The sequence below is a fragment of the Streptomyces sp. NPDC053431 genome, assembly GCF_044544925.1.
Taxonomy (GTDB): domain Bacteria; phylum Actinomycetota; class Actinomycetes; order Streptomycetales; family Streptomycetaceae; genus Streptomyces.
Genome location: NZ_JBITXX010000040.1, coordinates 1 through 16933, shown reverse-complemented (window position 1 = coordinate 16933; position 16933 = coordinate 1). Strand labels below are relative to the sequence as shown.

The 16933-nt window shown below is 62.3% G+C and carries 6 protein-coding genes and 11 pseudogenes; 9 read left to right on the top strand and 8 right to left on the bottom strand.

What is annotated here, in order from left to right; translation table 11 throughout:
* Nucleotides 1-334: 334 nt before the first annotated feature.
* Nucleotides 335-755, top strand: a pseudogene (locus ACIGXE_RS36640) (transposase); the annotation flags it as partial.
* A gap of 1046 nt (nucleotides 756-1801) precedes the next feature.
* Here the strand turns inward: ACIGXE_RS36640 and ACIGXE_RS36635 are convergent.
* Nucleotides 1802-1984: pseudogene (locus tag ACIGXE_RS36635) on the bottom strand (transposase); the annotation flags it as partial.
* On the opposite strand from ACIGXE_RS36635, the pseudogene ACIGXE_RS36630 reads away from it, so the two are divergent.
* A pseudogene (locus ACIGXE_RS36630) lies at nucleotides 1976-2485 on the top strand (transposase); the annotation flags it as partial. The pseudogenes ACIGXE_RS36635 and ACIGXE_RS36630 overlap by 9 nt on opposite strands.
* 17 nt (nucleotides 2486-2502) lie before the next feature.
* Here the strand turns inward: ACIGXE_RS36630 and ACIGXE_RS36625 are convergent.
* Nucleotides 2503-2850, bottom strand: a pseudogene (locus ACIGXE_RS36625) (transposase); the annotation flags it as partial.
* 118 nt (nucleotides 2851-2968) lie between these two features.
* On the opposite strand from ACIGXE_RS36625, the gene ACIGXE_RS36620 reads away from it, so the two are divergent.
* Nucleotides 2969-5785: a helix-turn-helix transcriptional regulator gene (locus tag ACIGXE_RS36620; protein ID WP_399754461.1), complete on the top strand. Its 2817-nt coding sequence runs from the start codon at nucleotides 2969-2971 to the stop codon at nucleotides 5783-5785.
* A gap of 263 nt (nucleotides 5786-6048) precedes the next feature.
* On the opposite strand, the pseudogene ACIGXE_RS36615 reads toward ACIGXE_RS36620, so the two are convergent.
* Both ACIGXE_RS36615 and ACIGXE_RS36610 read right to left on the bottom strand, forming a co-directional pair.
* Nucleotides 6049-6711 (bottom strand): annotated as a pseudogene (locus ACIGXE_RS36615) (IS5 family transposase); the annotation flags it as partial.
* Nucleotides 6712-7470: 759 nt separating this feature from the next.
* Nucleotides 7471-7627, bottom strand: a pseudogene (locus tag ACIGXE_RS36610) (IS481 family transposase); the annotation flags it as partial.
* 127 nt (nucleotides 7628-7754) lie between these two features.
* On the opposite strand from ACIGXE_RS36610, the gene ACIGXE_RS36605 reads away from it, so the two are divergent.
* Nucleotides 7755-10604: an ATP-binding protein gene (locus tag ACIGXE_RS36605; protein ID WP_399754459.1), complete on the top strand. Its 2850-nt coding sequence runs from the start codon at nucleotides 7755-7757 to the stop codon at nucleotides 10602-10604.
* 111 nt (nucleotides 10605-10715) lie between these two features.
* Here ACIGXE_RS36605 and ACIGXE_RS36600 read toward each other — a convergent pair.
* Nucleotides 10716-11141: pseudogene (locus ACIGXE_RS36600) on the bottom strand (helix-turn-helix domain-containing protein); the annotation flags it as partial.
* A 13-nt stretch (nucleotides 11142-11154) separates the two neighbouring features.
* On the opposite strand from ACIGXE_RS36600, the pseudogene ACIGXE_RS36595 reads away from it, so the two are divergent.
* The 4 genes and pseudogenes from ACIGXE_RS36595 to ACIGXE_RS36580 all read left to right on the top strand — a co-directional run.
* Nucleotides 11155-11777, top strand: a pseudogene (locus ACIGXE_RS36595) (IS5 family transposase); the annotation flags it as partial.
* Between the two features lie 80 nt (nucleotides 11778-11857).
* Nucleotides 11858-12037 (top strand): annotated as a pseudogene (locus tag ACIGXE_RS36590) (helix-turn-helix domain-containing protein); the annotation flags it as partial.
* A 4-nt stretch (nucleotides 12038-12041) separates the two neighbouring features.
* Nucleotides 12042-12356: a winged helix-turn-helix domain-containing protein gene (locus tag ACIGXE_RS36585; protein WP_399754462.1), complete on the top strand. Its 315-nt coding sequence runs from the start codon at nucleotides 12042-12044 to the stop codon at nucleotides 12354-12356.
* A complete protein-coding gene (locus tag ACIGXE_RS36580; protein WP_399754464.1) occupies nucleotides 12353-12520 on the top strand; it encodes a hypothetical protein in 168 nt (55 codons plus the stop codon). The genes ACIGXE_RS36585 and ACIGXE_RS36580 overlap by 4 nt, the downstream gene beginning before the upstream one ends.
* A gap of 1053 nt (nucleotides 12521-13573) precedes the next feature.
* On the opposite strand, the gene ACIGXE_RS36575 is transcribed toward ACIGXE_RS36580, so the two are convergent.
* On the bottom strand, nucleotides 13574-14257 hold the full coding sequence (locus ACIGXE_RS36575; protein WP_399754457.1) for a hypothetical protein: 684 nt from the start codon (nucleotides 14255-14257) through the stop codon (nucleotides 13574-13576).
* A 782-nt stretch (nucleotides 14258-15039) separates the two neighbouring features.
* On the opposite strand from ACIGXE_RS36575, the gene ACIGXE_RS36570 reads away from it, so the two are divergent.
* Nucleotides 15040-15417 (top strand): hypothetical protein, encoded by a 378-nt coding sequence (locus tag ACIGXE_RS36570; RefSeq protein ID WP_399754455.1) that lies wholly within the window; start codon nucleotides 15040-15042, stop codon nucleotides 15415-15417.
* Here the strand turns inward: ACIGXE_RS36570 and ACIGXE_RS36565 are convergent.
* Nucleotides 15414-16277, bottom strand: a pseudogene (locus ACIGXE_RS36565) (IS5 family transposase); the annotation flags it as partial. The gene ACIGXE_RS36570 and the pseudogene ACIGXE_RS36565 overlap by 4 nt on opposite strands.
* Nucleotides 16278-16314: 37 nt before the next feature.
* Nucleotides 16315-16933 (bottom strand): annotated as a pseudogene (locus ACIGXE_RS36560) (IS630 family transposase); the annotation flags it as partial.

Sequence of the window (16933 nt, the reverse complement as noted above, 5' to 3'; positions counted from 1 at the left end):
CAGGTACGACAAACTCGCCGTCCGCTACGAAGCGACCGTGCTGGTCGCAGCCATCAACGAGTGGCTGTGATCAGCACTTTCACAACAGACCCTAGGCCGTTTCCTCCGGATCATCTGATCGTTGGTTGATGTGTGTCGTCGGCTGGCGCCCAGTGGGTGAGGATCGAGCCGTTGCGGCCGGACCGGACACCGAAGCGGGGTGGCCGGTGGCGCGATCACCGCCAGGTGAAGCCCGAGCACTTCGGCTCGTGGAAGGGCGCCCACGACCGGCTGCGGAAGTGGGCCGCCGACGGAACCTGGGAGCGGGTGTTCATCTGCTCGCCCAGGCCGACGCCGAAGGCGACCTCGACTGGGTCGTCTCGGCGAACCGGACGACCATGCCCCCCTCGGACGGTCCCGCGGCGGACTACCACCACATCTACCTCGCCGCGGACAGCCGCTGCCGGCCGCTCGCGTTCGTCCTCACGCCCGGCCAGGCAGGTGACGCGCCGGCGTTCCCCGAGGTCATGGCCCGCTTACGGGTGCCCTGAGCCATTGGCCGGCCCAGGATCACGCCGGAGGTGGTCCTGGCCGACAAGGCCTACTCGTCCCACGCGATCCGAACCCATCTCCGCAGGCGCGGGATCCGGGCCGTGATCCCACAGCCCTCCGACCAGGCCGCCCATCGCAAGCGCCTCGGCAGCCGGGGTGGCAGACCACCGGCCTTCGACCGCGAGGCCTACAAGCAGCGCAACACAGTCCAACGCTGCATCTCTTCGCCGTAGCTGCGGGAGAACAGGGCAGAGTCGGCGACACCACCCCCAGGCCATTCGCTCTAGCCGATTGCTTGGCACGCTTGCGATAACCTGGGAAATCAAGGCCCCGCCAAAAATGTCAGCCACAAAAAGCCTGCGGCGGAGATCGGAGTCTCAAGCCGTGTGAGGCGTACCCGGAATCGAGGCCCGAGACTAGAGTACTCGCTGCTCATGGCATCTCCTCAGGGGGTTGGGATGATGTGCAACCATACGCTCAATGAAGTGGTAGGAACAAATAGGCTTCTCGTCGTAGCATAAATGCGCACGACAGAAAGGCGCGGAATGTGCAGTTAATTAACCTACTTATATATGTCTTCCGCTGCCGCTTCTTGCTCAAATTGCAGAGTCGGTTGATTATAAAGGCTTCTGTCATGTTCGGCGGGGCGCCTTTTGCATAATATTGCTTCAATGTAAGGACTGGGCGCAGGTGCTCAGCTGAAAGACCGAGGAGGCCCGCCTTGGGCGCGAGGAGCGCACACTCAAAGACAGAGGAGGAGGCGCGTGACCAACTTTGGTGGGTAGTTCACCAGGCTGCAGGCGGTCCAGGAAGAGTGCCCACGCAAACAGATAGCCTGCGGCGATGGTGCAGCCTTCTAATAGATGCCCTTCTGTTTTGTCACCACAACTTGATGCTTCTGCCGGGAGATAACGCCCGTAAGCATCACCTTCAACTCACTTCGTGTACTGAGCAGCGGCTAAGACCAGTCCGGGCTGCCATGTCATGCGATCGATGGCTGGTCCACGCACGCCAACGCACCCATAGTCGGCCCGGCTCAGCAATCGACCGCCGAGTTTACAAGTCCTGGATCCCTCACCTTGCAGCAGCTGTAAGAGGCCTCATCAGCGAACTTGCCGCAGCGGCTGCGCAAGCCATGCGCGCAAGGGACCAGGCCGTCGCGGCTTCTCTGTTACGAACGCGTCATGTGCTCCAACAGGCATGTTGTCACTTGCATACGAACTGGGGATGAGCGGCAGGCACCGTGCCACAACTTTCCTAAGACGTCATCTCATTTGGTGAGTCTGCGGTAGCAGATGAGGGTGCAGGCGATGGCGGTGAAGGCCAGGAAGTGCTCAGCCTTGCGTTCGTAGCGGCGGTGCAGACGGCGACAGCCGCCCAGCCAGGACATCGTGCGCTCGATCGTCCAGCGATGCCGACCCAACCGGGTGGAGGACTCAATGCCGTGCCCGGCACCGACGCTGCGGCGCTGATCGTCCCCAGCCTGGCCTCCTCGCTCACCGCCGTGCTCGACCAGCGCCGGCTCCTGGCCGCCAGGATCGAGGAACTACTGGAGGCACACCCTCTTTCGCAGGTCCTAACCTCCATGCCCGGCATCGGGGTCAGGACCGCGGCCCGCATCCTGATCGACGTCGGTGACGGCATCGGCTTCGCCACCGCAGGCCACCTCGCCGCCTACGCCGGCCTGGCACCCGCCACCCGCCGGTCCGGCTCCTCCATACGTGGCGAGCATCCGGCCCGGCGAGGCAACAAACAGCTCAAACGAGCCTTCTACCTCGCCGCGTTCGCCTCGCTGTCCCAGCCCGACTCACGCGCCTACTACGACAGGAAACGACGGGAGGGGAAGCACCACGTCGCAGCCCTCGTCTGCCTGGCCCGACGCCGCATCGATGTCCTCTTCGCCATGCTTCGGGACGGCACCTTCTACGAACCGCCCAAGATCGCTACCGCTTGACGAAAACCATAGGGGCACTTTTTAGCGCGGACGTGAGCGGAGTTGAGGACCGCCCGGGACAGGTCGATCAGGCCGTGGCCGTCAAGGAGCTCGAGCACCTTCTGGTGCGGCCGGCCCCAGACCCCGGCACGGGACCAGATCAGGAACCGGCGGTGGACGGTCGACTTCGATGCCCCGAAGCACGGCGGCAGGGCCCGCCACGCGCAGCCACTGAGCAGCACGTAGACGATCGCGGCGAACACCGCCTCATCGTCGATGTTCGCCACCCCGCCGCCTTGCGGCCGCACGCGAGCGGACGGCAGCAACGGCTCGGCTATCTCCCCCAATCCGTCCGGAACGATCCATCCCCACCGTCCACTCCCCATGACCAGCCCAACAGACGACCAGCCATGTACGACACGGTCTAAGATGGCCAACAAGACGTGCCGCAGGAGATCACACCGCGATCCTGCACAGAGAGAAAGCTCCTAAAGGCGGTATGTAATGGAGCTACTAGAGCGAGAGTCCGAGAATTCCCAGCTGCGAGATTTCCTCCATGAGGTGAATGATTTTCCGCGAAAAAGACTCCTCATACTTGAAGGGCCGGCAGGGATAGGCAAGACCCGCCTGCTGCAGGAGGCGCAGGTTATGGGCGGGTCTTCCGGGTGTGTCCTGCTTAGTGCGCGGTGTTCGGAACTCGAGCAGGGATTTGTTTACGGGGTAGTTCGACAACTGTTGGAACCGGCTCTCGCCGCCACGGGAGAAGCAGAACGAGCTGCTATTTTGGCTGGACCTGCCAGTGCAGCTAGCGCTCTTTTCCTCCCAGGAGTATCAAATCCTCCTGACCAGGGTGCGGATGCCGCTTCCTTCGCAACCCTGCATGGCCTGTACTGGGTCTTGGTGAATCTTACTGCCCGTAGCCAAATACTAGTGACGATCGATGACCTGCAATGGTGCGATGCCCCGTCACTGCGATGGCTCTTGTATCTACTTCCCCGCCTGGAAGGGCTTTCTGTAAAGCTGATTCTCACATTGAGACCAGAAAACGTGGACCCTAGCGATCTCCTGATAACGCAGATTATCACGGATCAGCTGAGCGAAATTATACTGCCTGCTCCACTAAGTGAAAAAGCTACCGCCCAGCTCTTGAAGCAGGAGCTGGCAGAGGAAGTCGAGGAAGAGTTCAGCGCAGCATGCCACACCGAAACGGGAGGTAACCCGCTACTTCTGCGTCAGCTTATAAATACGCTCGTTTCCGAAAGAGTGAACCCTACCCAAAGTAATGTTCCACGGCTGCGCTACCTGGGAGCCAGCGCGGTGGCGCGAATGGTCGTACTGCGAATGTCGCGACTCTCTTCTGATTCCGTCAGTCTGGCGCAGGCCGCCGCGATACTAGGTGATGGAAGTGAGTTGCGCCATTGCGCGGATCTTGCCGACCTGAGTTATACGGCTGCCAGCAGAGCCGCCTCTGAACTGGCAAAGGCACAGATTCTGCATCCTACAGAACCAATGCACTTTGTACACCCAGTGGTGCGGGCTGCAATCTATGCCGAACTGACGCTGGAGGGGCAGCACCAAGGACATGAACAGGCGGCGCGGCTGCTAACAGAGGCTGGAGCGGAACCCGAGCGCATTGCAGCTCACTTGCTCAGGCTGCCTCCGGTCGGCGAGGGCTGGTCAGCGGACGTGTTGAGGAGCGCAGCTACTCAGGCGCTAGCCCGCGGAGCGGCGGACACGGCAGCCGATTACCTGCATCGGTGTCTGCTGGAACCCATTGATAACAGCAAGCGACGCGATGTCCTGATTGAAGCCGGTGCCGCAAGCCGACAGGTCGATTTCTCGAGAGCAGCCCCGTATCTACAGGAAGCACTCAGCCTGACAGTCGATCCCCGCCAACGGGCGCAGGTCGCGCACATGCTGGGGCAAGTACTGTTGTTTCTGATGAGAGGACGAGAGGCTGTCGACATTTTGGAGGCAGCGGCAGAGGCGTTGCCTCCGGAAGAGATTGACCTTCGCCGAAGGCTGGAAGCGGGAATTGCTCAAGCACCTTTGACCGATCTGGATCTCCAGCACCTCGCGGGGCGTTACCCTCATCTACAGCAGCTCAAGCCGCACGACGGTGTCGGGGGTCGTTCTCTCGACTCTGTTCTTGCGCTGCACGAGATGCTGACTTGCGATCCCAGAGCGATACAGCGCAGTAGGCGCGGAATTGCTGATGGTGTTCTTGTACAGCAGGCCAATGGGGAAATCCCATTGCTCACGGCATGCCTAGTTCTTGTAGGAAGCGATGATATCGATCTAGCTATAAGTAGCCTGGACGAAGCGGTGCGGTTGGCGCAACTTAACGGCTCGTTGACAGCGCTTGCACACGTCTACGCTTGGCGAGGGCTGGTCTGGAACGCTTGTGGACAGCTCGACGAGGCAGAATCTGACACTCGTGAGTCTCTCCAGCTTATGAACCTCACCCGTGTTCACATATTCCAACCTTTCGCCGCAAGCCAGCTCGGTGAATCTCTAATTGATCAAGGCCGCCTAGATGAGGCGCAGAAAGTCCTGGACGCCGCCCACCCGTCCGGCCCTGTACCCAACTCCGGGGCTTATGGGTGGCTCCTAAAGACGCGTGCACGGCTACTGCGCCTGCAGGAGCAGCCTCAGCAAGCGCTCGCGTCAGCAATCGCCAGCGGACACCGGTTTGCTCCCCATGGCCCCAACACATCCCCCCTAGTAGCATGGCGTTCTGAAGCCGCACTTTGCCTGCACGCCTTGGACCGAGGCACCGAAGCTTTGCACTATGCCAACGAAGACCTGCAATGGGCTCGCAAGTGGGGGGCCAAGCGATCTTTGGGTAGTGCCCTGCGAGTTTGTGGCCTCGTGATAGGCGGAGGCGAAGGTCTTAAGGCGCTTCGTGAGGCTGTAGCTGTATTGAAAGAGTCCCCGGCACGTCTTGCCTATGCCAGCGCCCTAGTCGATCTAGGCGCAGAGCTTTGCCATGAAGGTGAACGGCAAGGCGCTCGTCCCCCTCTGCGGCAAGCACTCGATGTGGCCACCCGATGCGGCGCCTCCCCTCTCGCTGAAAGGGCACGCAGCCAGCTCGCAGCGGCGGGCGGGCGCCCCCGCCACACCGCTCTCACGGGGCCCGATGCCCTTACGCCCAGTGAGCGGCGAGTGGCTGAAATGGCTGCGCAAGGCGCCTCAAACCGAGAAATCGCACAATCCCTTTATGTCACCCCGAAAACTGTTGAAGTACACCTGTCCAACTCCTATCGTAAACTCGACATCACCACCCGTGCTGAACTCGCTCAAGTTTTGACGGCGTCATGAACGTCCACGAAGGCGAAAGCAAGCGGCCCGGCCACCGCCGCAGCCTGAGCCTGAGTATTGGGTGCTGGATCTGGCAGGCAAAGGATCCGCTCGAGGAGTGAGAGGCGGGTCCCGTCCGCTGAGCCGGTTGCGGCAAAGCCGCATACTTCAACCGCGTGAGGAAGTCTGCCAGGTCGCTCGAGGTCTCTGGCTGCAGGTAGGCGCTGCCACGCGAGTCGACAAACCCCCGCCCACCGCCGGCTTCTAGGTTCTGTCGTCAAATGTCACGCCCACATCAGCAGTGACGCGAGGCGACAGCGGCTTCGTAGGACTCGGCGGTCTTGTCGTACCGGGTGGCGATCCCGCGCCACTGCTTCAGCCGGTTGAAGAAGCGTTCCACGACGTTGCGGTGTTTGTATGCCTCGCGGTCGAAGGCCGGCGGGCGGCCTCCGCGGCTGCCGCGGCGGGCCCGGTTGCGGACCTGGTCGGCCCGCTCGGGAATCGTGTGCGGGATGCCGCGGCGGCGGAGTCAGGCGCGGATCGCCTTCGAGCTGTAACCCTTGTCGCCCAGAACATGATCGGGCCGGACCCGCGGCCGTCCCGGTCCGAGGCGAGGCATCCGGATCGCCTCCATCACGGCGGTGAACCGGGTGCAGTCGTTGGTGTTGCCGCCCGTCACCACGACGCGAGCGGACGGCCCCGCCCGTCACAGGCCAGATGGATTTTGCTGGTCAGACCGCCTCGGGACCGGTCGAGGGCCGGATCGAGGAGCCTCCTTTTCGAGCCCCGGCCCCATGCTGGTGAGCCCGGACGACGGTGGAGTCGACCGACACCAGCCACTCGACGTCGCCTGCCGCGTCCGCCTTCGCCTGGGCGGCCCGCAGCATCCGGTCGAACGTGCCGTCCGCCGCCCACCTGCGAAAACGCGTGTGCAGCGTGGCAGCCGGGCACGGGACGAGAGGGGGGAGGGCACGTCGACCATGTTCTCACCCGCAGCAGCCAGCTGCTGGGCGAGCGAGCGGCCCAGGCCGCCGGCGCCTTCGACGGCGAATCGGCGATCGGGCCACTGCTCGTACCAGCGCATCGGCTGGCGGAAGGTGCCTGCATTGACGACGAACCGGCGCTTGGCCACCTGACGGCCGGCGGCATCGACGGCGACGGCGGTGTGGGACGACTTGTGGGGATCGACACCGATCAGGATCACAGGCTGCTGCCCTCGCACTCGATGAGACAGGAACGGGAATGCGATGGGCACCCTGACTTAAAGTCATCGTGTCGTCCTCATGCCTCTGTCGACCCACACCGCGTGGGTGTCGGCCGGCGGCGGCACGCTATCGGTGAGCCAGCCCAGAGGCGGCAAGGAGCACTGCGGGCCCGTGCCGACCGACACCCTGGACGCTACGGCTGCAGACCGAGCGTCTGCGCTCGATTCAACAAGTCAGCGGCCTTCGCAACAGGCACCGTCACAGTCTTGACCACCCTGCCGACCCGGTGACGGCCACCAGCCCTACGGTTCGATGGCAGGAGACCGATGACCCGTGCCAGCATGGCCCAGCCGGCCCGATTGGGGGTACTTCGCTGTAAGCCAGGCGGGAGTGGCCGTCGACCGGCCGAGTGGAGGTAGCCGTAGCCGATCACCGGCGGGCTGCTTTTGCGCTCGGTGATGGTTGTGGTCGTCGGCGGTTCTGCCGACGGTTCGGCATCTGCCGCGTCGGGGATGTTGCCGAGTTTCTTGATGTCGACGTGGCCAGTTCGCCGGGCCTGGCGCGTTCGTAGCGGCGGATCGGTTCGCGGGTGGGCCGGTCGAGCCAGGCCAGGCGGTTCAGGCCATGGCGGAGACATCCGGTGCACGGTCGAGGCGGGAAAACATGATCGGGCCAGACGAGCCGTGAAGGATGAGTAGCGGCTCGGGCAGCCCGCGACAAGTCCTAAAGAGCCGGGAAAAAGACCGTGGGCTTGCACTCGTGTAACGAGAGAGCATGCTTGTGCTATGGAACCTAACGTCCTGTTGGAGCGCGAGGAAGAGTTGGAAGCGCTGGAACATGCGCTTCAGCTGCTGAAGAAGGGTAGCGGATCCTTCGTTGGCATCGAGGGCGGAGCAGGAATGGGGAAAAGCCAGATTCTTGCTTACGCTAAGGAGATGGGGGAGACGGCAGGAATTCACGTTCTAACAGCCAGAGGGTCCGAGCTGGAACGGGAGTACCCATTCGGCGCTGTGCGTCAACTCTTTGAATCGGAAGTCTTCGGTGCAGACACTCAGAAGCAGAAGGTAATGCTTAGTGGTCGAGCAGCCCCAGCTATGACGATTCTGGGGGCTGTCGACTCGGCGCAGGAGCCGGTTGGAGACCTGAGTGCGCTTTACAGCTTGTACTGGCTGGTTTCTAATCTCGCCCACCAAGATCCATTGATGCTGATTATCGATGATCTTCATTGGGTGGATGAGACGTCATTGAATTTCCTGACCTACCTACTGCCGCGCCTAGAAGAGACGGGAGTATTGCTTCTCGGAGCTTTCAGGCAATGGGAACCTCACTCGACCTCTTCCTTCAGGCGGATCGCAACTTCTCAGTCAGGGCAAATCATAAAGCTACCTCCCCTTAGTGAAGATGCCAGTGGAAAAATCATCCGAAAGGTTCTTTCCGTGGCGTCGGATCCTGTCTTCATAGCGGCCTGCGCGAACGCTTCTTCGGGCAATCCGATGCTACTTCAAGAGGTTGCGGCAGAATTGCGACTGAGAGGTGTCGAACCAATAGCCGAAAACGTCGATGTGGTGGCTGACCTAGCGGTGGACGCGGTCGGGCGCCGGGTGCGACGGTGGATAGGAAGCCTGGCGCCCGAAAGTGTGGCTCTGGCACGTGGCATCGCTGTAATGGGTGGGCAGGAGCTTCTCGGAAGGGGAGCAGCCCTAGCTGACATATCCGAGTCGTCGGCACTGGCAGCAGTCCAAGAACTCGAGATAGCAGAGCTCTTTATAGTGGATCGTACGTCACATGCTGAGTCGCACTGGCAGATTTCATACGTCCACCCCTTGGTTCAGGCGGCAGTTTATGAGACGCTGACCTCCGCAGAGCGTATTCAAGCACATCGGAATGCTGCCGCCATTTTGAAATCGGTGAATGCCGAGCCCGAACGTATCGCAATCCACCTATTGCGAGTTCCAACGGTTGAAGAAAAGTGGACTCAGGAAGTTCTGCGTGAGGCGGCATCCCATGCCATGGTTCGCGGTGCGCCAGAAATTGCCCTGAAATATCTGCAACAGGGTTTGCACGGGGCTCTGTCTGTGGCAGCTCGACGTACCCTTTTGAATGAGCTGGGCCGAGTGGCGGGCCTCGTTGACTTGCCTGCGGCTGCCGAGTACCTGCAGGAAGCACTTGAGCTCACGGAGTCGCTCGAGGAACGCGCCGAGATAGCATACTTGCTCGGTCGAGTGTGGTTTTACTTGGGGCGTTCCGAAGAGGCAGTGTCTCTCTATCATCAAGCTCTGGAGTGGGTTGGACCCACACACGCCGAGCTGACAGCCCGTCTGTATAGCGGCATTGTTCAGGCGGAATGGCTATTTATTCGCCCTCAACCCGCAGGATTTCGCGACCTTCTGACGACTTTGCGAGCCGTTGAACCAAAAGCGAACGTCGGCAGCAGGATGCTAGACGGAGTTATCGCTTCTCACGACACTATTGTACTGAGCGCTCCCAGTGCAGTGGAGCGTGCCCGTCGAGCGCTCGCTGACAATCTACTCATAGAGAAATCAAACGCTGATGTTGGTATGGTACACGCGTGGGTAGCGCTACTGGCGGCTGATTGTGAGGAAGCGATGATCAGCCTCGATCTTGCCATAGCCCGCGCCCACGAGGCGGGATCAACGTATGCACTCACAGCTGCGCTTGTGTTCCGCGGGTTGGGATGGCTCTGGAGAGGGGAACTGCAGGAAGCCGAGGATGATCTGCGAGCAGCTAAGGAGGCAGCCGAGTCAGCGCAGGTGGACGTCGCGCGACTCCAAATCGGCCCCTATTTGACAGATGTGCTTACCGAGCAAGGCCATCTGGCCGACGCGAGAGAGGCCCTAGAATGGACAAATGCTCCTGATCCCTTGCCGCCATTTGGTACCTGGTTCTATTTTCTCGACAGTCGTGCGCGTCTGTGGGCAGCGCAAGAAAATCACATAGGAGCCCTGGAAAGTGCCCTGGAAGCTGGAAGACGTCTGGCCGATATCGGTGCTACCAATCCAGCGTACGTCGCCTGGCGTTCGGAGGCAGCATTGAGCCTTCATGCTCTGCATCGAGCCGATGAAGCTCAAGATTATGCAAACCAGGAACTGGAGCTCGCTCGCTCCTGGGGCTCACCGCGTGCGCTCGGACGCTCTCTGCGTGTCGCAGGTCTCCTCGAAAACAGCAGAGAGCGCAAACTGAGTCTTCTCAGTGAGTCCGTCAGCGTTCTGAGGTCTTCGCCCGCACGACTTGAATACGCCAAGTCACTTACGGCTCTCGGTGCGATGTTGCGCCGCACGGGAACGCCTCGGGAGGCCCGTCTCCATCTCAGCAGCGCGTTGAAGCTGGCACAGACGTTGCATGCAGCACCACTCGCTGAGCAGGCCAAGGCCGAACTCCGCGCAGCTGGCATCAAGCCTCGCCGTTCCGCCGTCACAGGTCTCGAAGCACTTACCCCGAGCGAACGTAGAATCGCGGAACTTGCCGCCCAGGGCCGGGGAAATCGCGATATCGCTCAACAGCTATTCATCACGACCAAGACGGTGGAGGCCCATCTCAGCAATGTTTATCGAAAGCTTGGAACTAAAGGCCGTGCGCAGCTCAGCGACAGCGGCTTGCAGATCCAGGCGGGCTAAGGGGTGTCCTATGTGGTGAGGCGGAGAAGTCGTTTGTAGCAGCGGAGGGCGGTTGCGAGGTCGAAGGAAGGCCAGGAGTGTGGGCAGGGTCGCGTCTTCGGCGTTGGCACGGTTCTTTCGTCCGGCCTGACGGCCGAGGGTCTTGTGGCCGCCGCCGTCGGGGATGTTCCCGAGCTTCTTGATGTCGACGTGGACCAGCTCGCCGGGCCGGTCCCGTTCGTAGCGGCGTATGGGCCGGCCGGTGGCCCGGTGCAGGTGGGACAGGCGGGCCAGGCCGAACCGGGTCAGGACCCGGTGCACGGTCGAGGGCACCAGGTGCAGCAGGTGCGCGATGCGGGCCGGACCCCACCGGCGGGTGAGCCGGACCTTGATGATCCGGCGCTCGGTCCGCGTCGGTGTCCGGCGCGGGCTGAGGTGTGGCCGGCTGGAGCGGTCGGACATGCCGGCCTGACCGGATGCCCGGTAGCGGTCGGCCCACCGCTGGGCGGTCGTGGGTGAGACCTGGAAGCGCTCGGCGGCCCGCCGAAGCGGCCAGCCGTACTGGGAGCGCGTGTTCACCGCTCTGCTCGCCCAGGCCGACGCCGAAGGCGACCTCGACTGGGTCGTCTCGGTCGACTCCACCATCGTCCGGGCTCATCAGCACGCGGCCGGGGCCCGTCAAAAGGGGCCCCGGCCGGCGAGCCGGACGACCATGCCCTCGGACGGTCCCGCGGCGGACTGACCACCAAGATCTACCTCGCCGCGGACAGCCGCTGCCGGCCGCTCGCGTTCGTCCTCACGCCCGGCCAGGCAGGTGACGCGCCGGCGTTCCCCGAGGTCATGGCCCGCTTACGGGTGCCCTGAGCCATTGGCCGGCCCAGGATCACGCCGGAGGTGGTCCTGGCCGACAAGGCCTACTCGTCCCACGCGATCCGAACCCATCTCCGCAGGCGCGGGATCCGGGCCGTGATCCCACAGCCCTCCGACCAGGCCGCCCATCGCAAGCGCCTCGGCAGCCGGGGTGGCAGACCACCGGCCTTCGACCGCGAGGCCTACAAGCAGCGGAGCACCGTCGAACGCTGCATCAACAGGCTCGAGCGATGGCGTGGCCTTGCCACCCGCTACGACAAGACCGCCACCATCTACCTCGCCGGACTCCACATCGCCGCCATCTTCATCTGGTCGGCAAGATGATCCGAAAGAAACGTCTTACCTTTTCTTAATTTTCGTAAGTTCGGTGGGTGCGGTGGAGTTGCTGATGGGATCCTGATGCGGTGTCTTTCAAGCCTTCGCCTGTGGTTCCTCCTTTGACACGGCCGCAGTCGGCCGAGGCCCGGCGTGTGCGGGCGGCTGAGTTGTTCGACCAGGGACGTTCGGGTGCTGAGATCACGCGGATGCTCGGTGTCAGCGAGGAGAGTGTGCGGCGGTGGAAACGCGTCTGGGAGAGGAACGACGCCGATGCTCTGCGCCGGCGCCCGGCCACCGGGCGTCCGCCCAAGCTGGACGATGCCCAGGTCGAGCAGGTGCGGACCGCGCTGGAACAGGGCCCCAGACGCATGGTTTCGAGGCCGATCCGTGGATCCTGGAACGGGTCGGCCTGTGGTCGAGCGGGTGACCGGAGTGGTCCTGTCGCGGGCCTCGGTGTGGCGGCTGCTGACCGGCCGGCTCGGATGGAGTCTGCAGCGGCCAGAACGACGGGCGGTCGAGCGGGACGAGCCGGAGATCGGCCGCTGGGTCGCGCACGAGTGGCCGCGGATCAAAAAGGGGCCATGAACACATGTGCCTGGATCGTGTTCCTCGACGCATCGGGCGTGTCACTGCTGCCGCAGGTCCGCCGCACCTACGCGCCCCGCGGCCGCACGGCTCTTCTGCGACACCGGCTGAACTGGAAGCGGGCCTCGATGGCCGGCGTCCTCGGTAAGCGGGAATGGACATAGTCTTGATTGGGTAGAGCCGGTAGACGGGTCAGCCAGGCTGGCGCGGCGGTGCGCCGCCGGCGGCCTGTCCCTCTTGCGGGGCAGGCCGCATCACGGGACGGACCCTACCCATCCGGCACCAACCATAAAGTAGCACGCGTCTTTCGAACGCGGCAGCGAGCGGACGAACAAAGCGGACTTCCCAGAAGCCCGCAACCGAGTGAGGCTTTGGACGCGGGCAGGCTGCTCGCTATGACCATCTGGCCAACAGGGGTTTTCCCTCTGCTGTCCAAAGTTCCAATGAAGTTGGTGATTGTCTAGCTAATTTTGTAAAATTGTCCTATCTTTCGTATTCGCATGGAAATAGAGCAGGCGCCAGCCTGAGGGCTGGATCCCGGAGACATCATCCAGCCCTTCCAATCCGAAAGCTTTTGGAGCTCTTCGTGGGACATTGATGGAAAATCTCGCCATGCACGGCAAACAGTGTCGTCGCCGCTGAGGTCGTCGTAGTCGAAGGCGTTGATACGAGTTCGCAACGATTCCCCGGGACGGATTTTAATCTGCAGAACATTGCGTTCCTTGGCGTAGCCGGCACCGTCTGTACAATTTGGTATCCCTCCTTCAGGCCACCAAACCGGAGGGTTCTCCATCGGAGCCACATTACACATTTTTGTGTCTGTCATCTTGTATGAATGATCCTTCCATACCGCGCGCGGACAGCGGCTCGCATCGCTCCACGCGTCTGGCGAGTAGGAGCGGCATGGGGGGTCGTCAAAATCGCCGAAATCGCGAGCGGTCCAATCCCCTCCGCCTGTGCTGACACTAATCTGACCGTAGACTTCAGCTCGATTGCAGTTCTCTTCCGTCCATGGATTAGAATTCTCGCAGTCGAATCCAGTTTGCAGAGTTAGCGTTCCAAACTCCACCTCAAGTAAGTATGCTTCCGGAATAAGTGGGACTGTAGACGCAGTCACCGGCCCTCCGGTCCATGCGATGCTACCTCCAGCGACAGCGAGGGCAGCGACCCCTCGCATGCAGTTGACCAGGCTGACTTTCATTACGAACCTCGCTGTTCTAGTAAATGTACTGCTCGGTTTGGATCTGATATTGAACCTGACATCCTCCATCAGAGGATGTGCTAGTTAGCGTATATGTAGAATTCAGATTCTTGAGCTGATCGGCAGTGAAAGGGCCTTTCCAGTTCGCGGCCTTGCAGAAAACATCATCAGAGCTCAGTTCGTCATAGTCACGGAAGGTGGCAGCTGCCCTGATAGCCTGCCCGGGCTTCACATGCAGTAAAATGCTGTTATTTTTCTTCTTCCAGGATCCAGTGCATACGTCATAAGTGCATGTCCGGGCCAGTGTTTCTGCTAAATTGAAGGTCTGTACATTATCTGCCCATCGCCGGCAAGAGCCACCAACGGGATCGTTCCATAGCGTTGCTCCGCCTGAGATCGAGCAGGATTCGCTATCCGCAAGCCCGATGCGGCGGACTGGCCATCCTTCTGTGAGGTCGGAGTTGTTGGCGCTTACCATGCCGTAAATTTGCGTGCAGTTATACTGGCCGATCGAGCACTCATCGCTTGTGAACTGAGCAGTCCTGAATGAGACGCGGACGACGTATTCCTTTGGCTCCATCAAGGAAGGGCTGGAAGCTGCTGCCGGAAAAGAAAATGGCGCGGACACCGCAAGGGAGACCAGCGCTAGAGCGGCAGGCCTGTACCTTTTACTCGGATTCTTGGGTGCCTTGTTGTGCATTGGCTATCTCCAAATCTCATCGCAGGGCTGGTTGCTTTATATCTGCGCTTGGGGCGCGCTGGATGCCATTGTTTTTCTACAGCGAATAATTTCTTGACAATCCGCTACTGCAGTCCCTGTCGAACCAGTGCACGGTGTGAATTGTAGATTACTGAGAATTGCCATTCTCGCATTGGTGCCTCAATGCAGCGAGAGAAATCGCTACTCATCTCTGTAGACCTGATAGCGATGGCGGGCAAAAAGCAGGTTTAGGCCAGCCGATCCGTGCCGGACCGAGCGTGCGGTCGGCCCGCAGCTGGCAGATACGGGCCTCGACCACGGCATCCATTCGGTGCAGGGTGGGTGCGGGGCGGGGCTGGAACGGTCGGCAAGGCCGGCATCGCCTCGGTATGCCAGCGGCGAACCAATTGGGGGCCGGGGACCGGGATATGCCCACTACCATGGCAACGGCGCGGCCGGGCGGCCGCCAGAACGCGTCGGCCCAGGATCCGCCTACCGTGAACGGTCCGACGCCCGACTCCGCTCACCTGTGGAACGAGCCTCCGCACGGCTCAAAGCCCGGCATATCTCCCGGAAAACTCGCATCAGCCCTAACCGACTCCCGTCAATAGGCCAGCCCCCAGGCCATCCTCACCCTGGGAAAGCAACGCTGAAGAAGCTCAAACAGGCCCCAGCAGAGCGGTGAAAACGCCGGCGTGCCGGCCAGACCCGGAAGCTCCGTAGTTCCCGCCACTGACCACTAGGGAGTGTCTCTTTGAACCGTCCGTGAGATCGTCGTGCTCGTGATCGAGTCCTGGGTGATCAGTGACGACAGCCGTGTGCCTGTGTCGTCCGAGACGGTGTTGGAGGCGCTCCGGTCGAGGATCGACAGCGGGCAGCTTGAGGCATGGCTGACCAGCTCGTCCGGACGATCGCTGGCCTTGGTGACGAACACCGAGCGCGCGATGGTGATGCTATTCGAAGAAGAGGGCGATCCCGGCGAGCATGCCGTGGACCCCGGGGCTCAGAGATCGAGTGACGGGTTCGTCCTCTCCAACGGGCAGGACGACGAGTACCCGGACGAGGACACCGTCCGCATCCGTGAGGCGTTCAGGCTCGTGAAGCACATCGTTGGTACGGGATCCTGGCCGACGGACGCACGCCGGGTGGTCGATCGCTGAGCGGGTTGTCGCCGTGCCCAGATGAGGTGCTCGCGAGGTGGAGTGCGACTTGGTAGGCGATGGCGAGCTTGTCCGTTCGCATGGCCAGGCCGCGCCACTGCTTGAGCCGGTTGATGCAGCGCTCGACCGCGTTGCGCTGCTTGTACGCCTCGGCGTCGAAGGCCGGCGGGCGACCGCCGGCGCCGCCTCGCCGCCGACGGTGGCTGATCTGGTCGGAGGGCTGGGGAATGACAGCGCGGATGCCGCGTCGGCGAAGGTGATTCCGGATCGCGCGGAATGAGTCCGCGCGGTCCGCCAGGACGATGTCCGGGCGGGTCCTTGGTCGTCCGGGTCCGCTGCGAGGAACACAGATGGCGGCCATGACGCTCTCGAAGCCGGTGCGTCGCCCGCCTGGCCTGCGGTGACGCGGACGGCGAGGGGCCGTGCATGGCCGTCGCTGGCGAGGTGGACTTTTGTGCTCAGGCCGCCGCGGGAGCGTCCGAGCGCGTGGTCGTCGGATTCAGTCCTGCCTGGAGCCCCTTTTTCCTGGCGCCGGCGGCGTGCTGGTGGGCACGGCAGACGGTGGAGTCCACCGACACGGTCCAGCCGATGTCGTCAGGGTCGCCGGCCGCTGCCAGGACCGCGGCAAGGATGCGTTCCCAGGTGCCGTCCACGGCCCACCTGATCAACCGCTTGTGGGCGGTCTGAAACGAGCCGAGCTCGTCCGGCAGGTCCCGCCGCGAGCAGGTGCGGTACTTCCACGCGATGGCCTCCAAGGCGCGGCGGTGAGCGGCCCACCGCCGACCGCAGACCGGATCGGCCGGCATCAGCGGCTCGATCCGGTCGCACATCGCATCAGTGATCACTAATCGGACGGACATTTCCGATCAACTGACCAACCGATCAAAGTGACACGCTCTAGTGATCTGAGTCAGAGATTCGTCGGCAGTAGGCGGCGACTTTGTCGAGGATCTCGTCGGCTGTCTTCGTCCAGACGAACGGTCTGGGGTGCTCGTTCCAGTCGGCGAGCCAGGCCCGGATGTCGCGTTCGAGGGCCTGGACGGAGCGGTGGACGCCGCGCTTGAGCTTCTTCTGGTCAGCTCGGCGAACCACCGCTCGACCAGGTTCAGCCAGGACGCGCTGGTCGGTGTGAAGTGCAGGTGGAACCGGGGATGCGCCAGCAGCCACTTCTTGATGTCGGGCGTCTTGTGGGTCGCGTAGTTGTCCAGGATCAGATGAACCTGGAGATCAGCCGGGACCTCCTTGTCCAGCTTCGCGAGGAACTTCTTGAACTCCGCTGCCCGGTGGCGGCGGTGGAGGGAGCCGATGATCTTGCCGGTGGCGACCTCGAGGGCGGCGAAGAGGGTGGTGGTGCCGGCACGGACGTAGTCGTGGCTGCGGCGTTCGGGAACACCGGGCATCATCGGCAGGACCGGCTGGGACCGGTCCAGGGCCTGGATCTGCGACTTCTCGTCCACGCAGAGCACCAGGGCCTTCTCCGGCGGATCGAGATACAGACCGACGACGTCGCGGACCT